At 70.2% G+C, this 9337-nt stretch carries 7 protein-coding genes; 3 read left to right on the forward strand and 4 right to left on the reverse strand.

Annotated elements, in window-relative coordinates:
- The first annotated feature begins 287 nt into the window (after positions 1 to 287).
- Together AC1DVT_RS14580 and AC1DVT_RS14585 are read left to right on the forward strand one after the other, a co-directional pair.
- The gene (locus tag AC1DVT_RS14580; protein ID WP_457099688.1) at positions 288 to 1364 is read left to right on the forward strand and encodes a hypothetical protein; all 1077 of its coding nucleotides are present in this window, start codon (positions 288 to 290) and stop codon (positions 1362 to 1364) included.
- Positions 1365 to 1461: 97 nt separating this feature from the next.
- Positions 1462 to 3201 carry a SulP family inorganic anion transporter gene (locus AC1DVT_RS14585; protein WP_477389750.1) on the forward strand — a complete coding sequence of 580 codons (1740 nt, stop codon included), beginning with the start codon at positions 1462 to 1464 and terminating at the stop codon, positions 3199 to 3201.
- 52 nt (positions 3202 to 3253) lie between these two features.
- Here AC1DVT_RS14585 and AC1DVT_RS14590 read toward each other — a convergent pair whose 3' ends face one another.
- The 3 genes from AC1DVT_RS14590 to AC1DVT_RS14600 form a co-directional block, all read right to left on the reverse strand.
- Positions 3254 to 5233 (reverse strand): bifunctional copper resistance protein CopD/cytochrome c oxidase assembly protein, encoded by a 1980-nt coding sequence (locus AC1DVT_RS14590; RefSeq protein ID WP_477389754.1) that lies wholly within the window; start codon positions 5231 to 5233, stop codon positions 3254 to 3256.
- A gap of 343 nt (positions 5234 to 5576) precedes the next feature.
- Positions 5577 to 5864 (reverse strand): HU family DNA-binding protein, encoded by a 288-nt coding sequence (locus AC1DVT_RS14595; protein ID WP_457099690.1) that lies wholly within the window; start codon positions 5862 to 5864, stop codon positions 5577 to 5579.
- A gap of 447 nt (positions 5865 to 6311) precedes the next feature.
- Positions 6312 to 6899 carry a TetR/AcrR family transcriptional regulator gene (locus tag AC1DVT_RS14600; protein WP_477389751.1) on the reverse strand — a complete coding sequence of 196 codons (588 nt, stop codon included), beginning with the start codon at positions 6897 to 6899 and terminating at the stop codon, positions 6312 to 6314.
- Between the two features lie 223 nt (positions 6900 to 7122).
- On the opposite strand from AC1DVT_RS14600, the gene AC1DVT_RS14605 reads away from it, so the two are divergent.
- Positions 7123 to 7965, forward strand: a complete 843-nt coding sequence (locus tag AC1DVT_RS14605) for an alpha/beta hydrolase (RefSeq protein WP_477389752.1) — start codon at positions 7123 to 7125, stop codon at positions 7963 to 7965.
- A gap of 173 nt (positions 7966 to 8138) precedes the next feature.
- Here AC1DVT_RS14605 and AC1DVT_RS14610 read toward each other — a convergent pair whose 3' ends face one another.
- Positions 8139 to 9230 carry an alpha/beta hydrolase gene (locus AC1DVT_RS14610; RefSeq protein ID WP_477389753.1) on the reverse strand — a complete coding sequence of 364 codons (1092 nt, stop codon included), beginning with the start codon at positions 9228 to 9230 and terminating at the stop codon, positions 8139 to 8141.
- Positions 9231 to 9337: the final 107 nt, after the last annotated feature.

Consider the following 9337-nt stretch of genomic DNA (forward strand, 5'->3'; position numbering starts at 1 on the left):
CTTGCCCGTCCCCGCGCGCCCGGTGACGAAGACATGCTCGCGGGTGTCCTCGATGAGCCGGAACAGCGCCTCCTGCTCGGCGGAGAGAGGCGGGGCGGTCACCGATTCATGCTAACCAGCATGTGCACGTCCGCCCGGCACGAACGGTCACATAGCGGGAACACTCAGGAGCGGGTTTCTAGACTGTGCCTGTGGACCGGGGGGTCATCGGCAATCCTCCGGGGGAGCGAGACGCGCCCCCGGATCCCGCGGCGAGCCCTCACGCGGGTCCCGCGCCGGCTGATGCCATGGCAGCAGGACCGACGGATGCCGCGGCCCCGCGAAGCCGGCGACCTCGGCTCGCGCTCGATCTGACGCTCCTCGCGCTCGTCGGCGTGCTGCTGGTGGGCGCCGTCACCGCGGCGGTGGCCGTGCTGTACGAGCAGTTCTACAGCCCGAGCGCCTTCGTGGAGCGGTACCTCGACACGCTCGCCGAGGGGGGCGCCGCCGATGCGCTCGCCATGCCAGGGGTCGCGCTGGATTCCGCCGAGCTGGAGGCTGCCGGACTGCCGGCAGAGGCATCCGATGCCCTGCTGCGTCGCGCCGCCCTCGCGACGCTGACTGACATCCATATCGTCTCCGCGACGACCGGAGAGGACGGGATCACCTCGGTCACGGCTGCCTACTCCGCCGGCCCCTACCCGGGGACGACGACCTTCCGGGTGGAACGCGATGGCATGATCGGGGTCGCCCCGACCTGGCGGTTCGCGACGAGCCCGCTCGCGGTCATCGACCTCACGGTGCGCGGCTCGATGTCGTTCCAGGTGAACGGGTTCGAGGTCGACAAGCGGCAGGTCTCGCCGGACGGCGTGGACGCCGACCCGCTCGCCTCGCTCGCCCTGCTCGCGTTCTCACCGGGGATCTACTCGGTGTCGGTCGATTCGGCCATCTCATCCTCGCCGGGGGTCGCGGTGCTCTCCGACAGCCCGATGAAGGCGACCCCGATCGAGGTGCAGGCCGCCGCGACCGACAAGTTCGTCGCCGTGGTGCAGTCCAGGGTGGAGGAGTTCCTCACCGACTGCGCCACCCAGGACGTGCTGCTGCCCACCGCGTGCCCGTTCGGCTACCAGGTCGAAGATCGCATCGTGTCGCCACCCGTCTGGGCGATCGCGCAGCAGCCCACGGTGACCCTCACGCCGGATGGGGCGGGGTGGAAGATCCCCGAGACCGAGGCGACCGCGCACATCGAGGTCGACATCCGATCGCTGTTCGACGGCTCCATCCGCCACGTCAGCGAAGACGTGCCGTTCCTCATGACCGGCACGATCACGGTTCTTCCCAACGGCAGCGCCTCGATCGTGGTCGACAGCACCGACCCGCGCTGACTGTTCCGCACCACTTCACCGCCTGGACCGTTTCGCACCGGGTCCGGCGCACGCTGCCTCGCCCGCGCATCCGCCATGATGTGGAGCGGAGGTTGAGATGACGTCGAAGGGGATCAGCCGGTGGCTGCCCGGCCTGAGCACGGCCCAGCAGTACCGCCGGGCGTGGCTGTGGCCTGACGTCCGGGCGGGCATCGTCGTGACCGCGCTGCTCATCCCGGCGGGCATGGGCTACGCCGAGGTCGCCGGACTGCCGCCGGAGACCGGCCTCTACGCCACGATCGTGCCGCTCGTCGCCTACGCGATCTTCGGGCCGTCCCGCATCCTGGTGCTCGGCCCGGACTCGTCGCTCGCCCCGATCATCGCCGCGTCGATCCTCCCGCTGGCCCTCGGCGACGGCGAGCGCGCGGTGGCGCTCGCCGGTCTCCTCGCGATCATGGTGGGCGGGATGCTGCTGATCGGCGGCATCCTCCGCCTCGGGTTCGTCACCGACCTGCTGTCCAAGCCGATCCGCGTCGGCTACCTCAACGCCATCGCGCTGATCGTGATCATCTCGCAGATCCCGAAGCTGCTCGGCTTCTCGATCGACGCCGAGGGGATGTGGCAGGAGGTCGTCGAAATCACGCGCGCGATCGCCGGCGGTGAGGTCCAGCCGCTCGCTGTCGCGTTCGGCGTGGGCTCGCTCATCGTCATCTTCGTGCTCAAGCGCGTGAAGTCCCCCATACCGGGCGTGCTGGTCGTCGTCGTCCTGTCGATGGTCCTCACCGGGGTCCTCGGGCTGTCCGACGCGCTTCCGGTCGTCGGCGCGTTGCCGCAGGGCCTTCCCGCGCCCGCACTCGAGGGGCTGCAGTGGTCCGACGTCGGTGCGCTGGCCCTCCCGGCGGCCGGGATCGCGCTCGTCGCCTTCGCAGACAGCGCCGTGCTGTCCCGCACCTTCGCCGCCCGCCGCGGCGAGAGCGTCGACGGGAGTCAGGAGATGTCCGGCATCGGCCTCGCCAACATCGCCGGCGGACTCCTCGGCGGGTTCCCGGTCTCGGCGTCGTCGTCGCGCACCCCGGTCGCCGAACAGGCGGGCTCGCGCACGCAGCTCACCGGCGTCGTCGGCGCCGCACTCATCCTGGGGTTCATCCTGCTGGCCCCCGGGCTCACCGAGTTCCTCCCCTCGGCGGTGCTGGCGGCGGTCGTCATGGGCGCCGCGGTCGGCCTGATCGACCTGCGCGGCCTCCGGGCGCTGTGGCGCATGGACAAGGTGGATGCCGGCCTCTCGCTGGCCGCGTTCCTCGGCGTGATCGTGTTCGGCGTGCTCGAGGGCATCATCGTGACGATCATCCTGTCGCTGCTCGCCTTCATCAATCAGTCCTGGCGGCCTTACAAGGCCGAGCTCGGACGCGTGCCGGGCCTGCGCGGCTACCACGATCTGTCGCGAGAGCCGGAGGGCGAGCGCATCCCGGGGGTCGTCATCGTGCGGTTCGACGCCCCGCTGTTCTTCGCCAACGGCGCCGTCTTCGACGACTTCGTGCGCGCGAGCGTCAAGGCCGCCGGTCCCGGCATCCACACCGTCATCCTGGCGGCGGAGCCGATCACCGACATCGACACGACGGCCGCCGACGAGCTGATCGAGCTCGACGACTACCTGATCGCCCACGACATCCGGCTGATCATAGCCGAGATGAAATCGCCGGTGCTCGACGTCATGCGCAGCTACGGGCTGACCGACCGGTTCACCCCCGACCGCTTCGCCTCGACCGTGGGCGCCGCCGTCGACGAGATCACCGGCACCCTGCGCACCGATCTGAAGGCGCCGCAGGACGAGGATCCGGATGCCGCACCCCGGTCGTGACGCCGCGTGAGCTGACGCCGACTCACCCCCTGACGGGCTTCGGCCCGCGCGCTCAGTGCCGGCYGGCCTCGCGCTCGGCGAGTTCGGCGAGGTGCGCGTTGTACGCCTCGAGCTCGGCGTCGCCCGACCGGTCGGCCTGCCGGTCGCTGCGGCGCTCGGCGCGCGCATCGCTGCGACTCCACTGGATCGCCACCGTGATCGCCAGGATGAGCGTGGGGATCTCGCCGATCGACCAGGCGACGCCGCCGCCGACGTACTGATCCTCCAGGGGGGTGGCGCCCCAGGTGCGGCCCATCGTGCCGAACCACTCCGACACCATGAGCCCGCTCTGCATCATGATCGCGATGCCGAAGAAGGCGTGCATCGCCATGATGCCGATCAGCAGGAGCAGCCGCCCGGGGTAGGGCAGGCGGTAGGCGACCGGGTCGATCCCGATCAGGCTGAGCGCGAACAGGTACCCGGTCAGCAGGAAGTGCGCGACCATCCACTCGTGCCCGAGGTGGTCGTACAGCGTCCAGCGGAAGATGTCGGTGTAGTAGAAGATCCAGAGCGAGCCCATGAAGAGCCCGGCCGCCACGAACGGGTGCGTCAGCACCCGGGCGACCGGCGAGTGCACGGCCCAGAGGATCCACTCCCGCCCGCCTCGGGTGCCGTCCTTGCGCTTGCGCACCGCGCGGGCGGCCAGCGTGACCGGCGCCCCCGCGACGAGCAGCACCGGGATCGCCATGGAGAGCAGCATGTGCCCGACCATGTGCATGCTGAACAGGTACTCCTGGTACGCGTTCACCGGGCCGGAGGTCACCCAGAACAGCAGGAGCAACCCGCTCGTCCACAGCACCGTGCGGTACAGCGGCCAGCGGTCACCGCGGCGGCGCAGCCGCCACACGCCGGCGAGGTAGAAGAAGATCCCGAATCCGGCGGCGAAGGCCCAGAGCAGATCGAAGTTCCATGAGGTGAACCATCGGTCGATCGTCAGCTCGGGCGGCAGCGCGGCGCCGGTGAGGATCTCCGACGGGGTGCGGATCTCGGGCAGCCCCGAGTTCGTCGGCGGCGGTGTGCGGCCGAGCGCCGCGGCGGCGCCGCTGGCGAGCCCCATGAACGCCAGTTCGAGCGCAATCAGCGACCAGAAGCGCCGGGATGAGGCCGCCGGATCGAGTGGGCGCGCAGCGCCTGTATCGAGATCATCCGTCTTCATCCGCGGGATCTGGCGGCGACGGTAGTAGGCCGCGAGGATGCCGATGGAGAGCAGCGCCACGACCTTGACCAGCACGATGACGCCGTACGGGCTGGCGAGCCCGGCCCACGTCCCGACGCCGATGGCGGCACGGGCCGTGCCCGCGATCGCGACGACGACGAATGCCGCGAGCGCGATGCTCGAGTAGCGTGCCATGGCCGCGGCCATCGTGCGGCGATCGACGATCGGCCGGATGATGACCATGAGCAGCAGCCCGCCGAGCCACACGGCCGCCGCGATGATGTGCAGCACGAGGGCCATGATCGCCGCGGTGTGGTTCGCCTCGGTGCCCGAGTGCCCCTGGGTGCCCATCGGCACGAGGGCCGCCACCGCGAGCAGGGCGGTGAAGAAGGTCGCCGTCCAGGACCGCACCGCGAAGGCCAGGATCGTGAGGGCGGCGCCGGCGATGGTCGTAATCAGCCAGGTGCGGCCGGGCTCGGTCTCGACCAGGAACCGGCCGAGCTGCGCGCCGAACTCCGGACCGGCGTCCAGGACGGGGTTGAAGGCGTCGAGGAACGTCAGAAATCCGGTCGCGGCGGCCCCGAGGGTGAACACGGCGGCGGAGACGGATGCCGCATCCAGCGCGGTGTCGAACTCGCGCTCCCCCGCCTTCAGGGAGAACAGGGCGGTCACGAGCGCCCCGACCATCCCGGCGGCGGCGAGATTGACGCCGAGCCGGGCGACCGGAAGGCCCCACCGCACGAACGGACCGGGATCGCCGATGACCAGCGGAGCCGCTCCCCCGCCGAACGCGAGACCCCACACCAGCGCGGCGAGCGCTGCGGTGACGAGGATCAGGGGGCCGGCGAGGCGCAGGGCCCGGGGATTGCCCGCGCCGCCCGAGGCTCCGCGCGGCGCGGCAGCGCCGTGCGGTGGGGGCGTCGGGATCACCCATCAACCCTAAGCGCGCGGGCCCTGTGGCTGATCCGGCCCGCGCCACCCCCGCTCGTTGAGCGAGCGAAGCGAGACGAAACGCCCCGCCGGGCTCGAAGTTCCGGCTCGCGCTGTCGAAACCGCCTCACGCGCCCGAACGCAACGGCCGCGGATGGCGGTTTGGACAGCGTGAGGGATCGCGGCGGCCGCCGCACATGCAGGAGGGGGATGCCGCGAGTCGCGGCATCCCCCTCCTCAGATCAGTCGGCTACTTGACCGCGGCCTTCAGCTTCGAGCCGGCCGTGACCTTGACGCGCTGGCCCGCGGGGATCTTGATCTCTTCGCCGGTCTGCGGGTTGCGGCCGGTGCGGGCCGAGGTCTCGACGCGCTCGAACGCGATCCAGCCCGGGATCGAGACCTTGCTGCCCTTGGCGACGGCCTCGGAGACCGTGGCGAAGAGGGAGTCGAGCACGCCCGAGACGGCGGACTGGCTCTGTCCGGTCGCGCTCGCGATGCTCGCGACGAGTTCGGTCTTGGTGATGGACTTGTCGGCCATGTGGTGTCCTCCAAGGCGGCGCGACGGCCGCCTTACATTGCTCGGACCGGGTGACGAGCGCCGCCCGGCTGGTCGGATCGACCGCCTCGAATGTAACCGAAAACGCCGGGCAAACCGCGGATTTCTGCGGTTTTTCGACGTTCTTCCCGGCGTGTCKGGGGCAGATGTGGCTTATGTGACGGCTGTGACGCGGGTTGAGGCCACACGTCGCGCACCCAACCCACATGCCGAGGGCGCCGATTTCTGTGGGTTCGAGCGCCGATCCGTGGGTTCGACTCCGGGGGCCGCGGGCCCGGGTGGGGTGCCGGTGGGACACCACATTCCGGCCGAGAAACCACATTCCGGCCGAGAAGCCACGCCCCGCGTGATGTCTCGGCAGGTTCGTGGTTTCTCGCGGTGTGTACCTGAGGCCCGCCCAAGGCCGGCCGGCGTAGACGCCGGAAACGGTCAGGACCGGTGGGTTGCGATGACGCCGCGCGCGGTGCGTGCGAACGCCGGAGCGACCCGGTCTTCGCCGTCGAGATAGCCGCCGACGAGGGCAGCGTCGCGGAGGAGGACGAGGGATGCCGCGACCTCGTCGGGCTCCGACAGCCCGGCCGCCTCGGCCAGCTGCTCGAGGGTGCCGCGGAACCACGCGCGGTGGCTGCCGATGACATCGCGCACAGCCCCCTCGTCGGCGTACTCCGCGGCGGCGTTGATGAAGGGGCACCCGCGCGTGTGCCGGTCGCGGATATCGGCGGCGATCCCGTCGATGGTCAGGTCGAGGAGCACGGCCGGATCGTCCGACAGCCCGGAGGCCGCAGCGAAGAGACCCCGAAGCTGTGCGTCCTCACCGCGGAGATACTCCACGACGAGGTCCTCTTTGCCGCCGAACTGCTTGTACATCGTCGCGCGCGTGACCCCGGCCGCCTCGATGATGYGGTCGACGCCCACCGAGTGGATGCCCTCGCGGTAGAAGAGGTCCGTCGCGGCGTCGAGCAGGCGCTGCCGGGCGGGGGAGATTCGGGACACCTTGACGTCCGTGGTGGTGCTCATGTGGGGCCTCCTGCCCTGACCATCGTGCCACTCGTACTCGCCGCGTCTGCGGGTGGGACCGGTGCCATCAGGGATTTCCGAGATTTTTCGAGAATGTTTGGGAATTCTCTTGTATAGATAGAACGTTCGGTCTATCGTAGCAGACATCAGCCCAGCAGGACCGGCTGAGAGATTCACCGGCAACACCGAACCCACCGCAACGCAACACCCACAGGAGATTGAAATGACCACCACGACCAAGACCCCCATCGTCCTCATCCACGGCCTCTGGATGACCCCTAAGAGCTGGGACACCTGGGCCGAGCGCTTCCGCGCCGCCGGCCACCAGGTCATCGTCCCGGGCTGGCCCGGCATCGACGACCGCACGGTCGAAGACATCCGGAACAACCCGGAGGCGCTGAAGGGGATCGGCCTCAAGCAGATCGCCGACAACTACGAGCGCATCATCAAGGACCTGCCCGAGAAGCCGATCATCATCGGGCACTCGTTCGGCGGAGTCATCACGCAGATGCTCGCCGACCGCGGCCTCGGCGTCGCATATGTCGGCGTCGCCCCCGGACAGACCGCCGGCGTCACCGCCCTCCCGCTGTCGACCCTGTGGACCGGCACGCCGATCCTCTCGAACCCCTTCGGCCGCAACGGCGCCAAGCCGCTATCGAAGCGCCACTTCCACTTCACGTTCGGCAACGACCTGCCCCGCAGCGAGTCCGACAAGCTCTGGGAGGAGTTCGCCGTCAACTCCTACAACCGGGTCTTCTTCGAAGGCGTGCTCTCGGTGCTCAACGAGAAGGGCGGCGTGACCCACGTCGACTACAGCCGCACCGACCGCGCACCGCTCCTCATCATCACCGGTGGGATCGACCACGTCGTGCCGCCGGCAATCGGCGAGGCGATCGTGAAGAAGTATCAGAAGACGGGCAGCCCCGCGGTCGTCGACTACAAGACGTACCCGGGTCGCACCCACCGCCTGGTCAGCCAGGACGGCTGGGAGGAGATCGCGGACTACGCCCTCGAGTGGGCGACCACCCACGTGGCGGCTCCCGCCACGGAGAAGGTCGAGAAGTAGGCGCATCCCCCGCGAACCAGGCGAGAAACCACTTCGCCGTCGAGACTCCAGGCCCCGCGTGGTGTCTCGACGGTCGAGTGGTGTCTCGGCCGGGGTTCCAGCGGTGGGATCCGGGAGGCCCGGGGTCAGCTGACCCCGGGCCTTCTCCCGTCAGCCTGCGACACCAGCGCCGGTCAGTCCCCGTGCAGCCGGCGCAGTGCCGCGACGACGTCGGTGTGCCAGCGGCGGGCGGCGGGGAGCACGCCGGTGAACATCGCGGTGTCGTGGATCACGCCCTGATAGCGCACCACACTGGCGTCGACGCCGGCGCTGCGCAGGGCATGGCCATACGCATCGCCGTCGCCGCGGAGCGGGTCATACTCGGCCGTGAGGATGACCGCCGGCGGCAGCCCCGCATGCGACGCGGCCCGCACCGGCGAGGCGTACGGCTCGAGCCCGCGGTCGAGGCTCCCGAGGTAGGTCCGCGCCACTGAGCGCAGTTCGCGGAGGGCGATCGGGCGAGGGATGCCGAGTTCTCGCGTCGCGGCGTAGTCGATGTGAGCGCCGGTGAGGTCGACGACGGGCACCTCGAGCACCTGGAGCCGCAGCGGGAGCTGCGCGCGGTCGCGGTTGACGAGGGTCACCGCCGCCGCGATGTTGGCCCCCGCCGAGGTGCCCGCGACCCCGATGCGCTCAGGGTCGACGCCGAGCTCGTCGGCCTTCTCGAAGAGCCAGACGAGCGCCGCGTATCCCTGCTCCACGGGAACCGGGTAGCGATATTCCGGAGCGAGCGAATAGTCCACCGCGACGACCGCGACCTGGGCGTCGACGGTGCGGCGGCGGTAGGCGGCATCCGTCGTCGGATAGTCGATTCCCCCGATGCGGAACGCGCCGCCGAAGAAGGCCAGCACGGCCGGCACGGGCGCACCGGCCGCTTCGCCGGGATAGTAGATGCGCACCCGCACGGTGGGATGCCCCGGAACCTCGACGTGGTATTCCGCCGTTCTGACGTCGGGGCCGGGGGTTCCGACGGTGCGGAATTCGCTGCGGTCCCACGCGAGGGCATCACGGCGATACTTCGCCCTGGCGTGAGCGTTCGGGCTGAGGCCCGCTGGGGAGGCGGCCTGTGCGGTGTCACTGGTCGCCGCGGCCGGCGCTGGGAGGGCGGGCGCGTGCCAGAATCGGCCGAGCGTCGCCACTCGCGCACGCATCGCGCCGACGGCCTTGTCGATCAGGTGCCTGCGGTGCACGCGCAGGCGCTCGTCGAAGAACGGATCCAACGGCATCCGAAACCCCCCTGCCTCGGCTCAGGTCGAGTGTAGGCCGGGGACGGGACGGCGAGGCAGGCCCTTGACAGGCGCCACAACAGCGGAAGGCCCGGAGTCCATAGGAC

This window comes from Microbacterium sp. P2_F9 (genome assembly GCF_056403635.1).

Coding starts and splice junctions, on each gene's coding strand:
- AC1DVT_RS14580 (WP_457099688.1), top strand. CDS start 288: ATGGCAGCAGGACCGACGGATGCCGCGGCCCCGCGAAGCCGGCGACCT.
- AC1DVT_RS14595 (WP_457099690.1), bottom strand. CDS start 5,864: ATGGCCGACAAGTCCATCACCAAGACCGAACTCGTCGCGAGCATCGCG.
- AC1DVT_RS14585 (WP_477389750.1), top strand. CDS start 1,462: ATGACGTCGAAGGGGATCAGCCGGTGGCTGCCCGGCCTGAGCACGGCC.
- AC1DVT_RS14610 (WP_477389753.1), bottom strand. CDS start 9,230: ATGCCGTTGGATCCGTTCTTCGACGAGCGCCTGCGCGTGCACCGCAGG.
- AC1DVT_RS14605 (WP_477389752.1), top strand. CDS start 7,123: ATGACCACCACGACCAAGACCCCCATCGTCCTCATCCACGGCCTCTGG.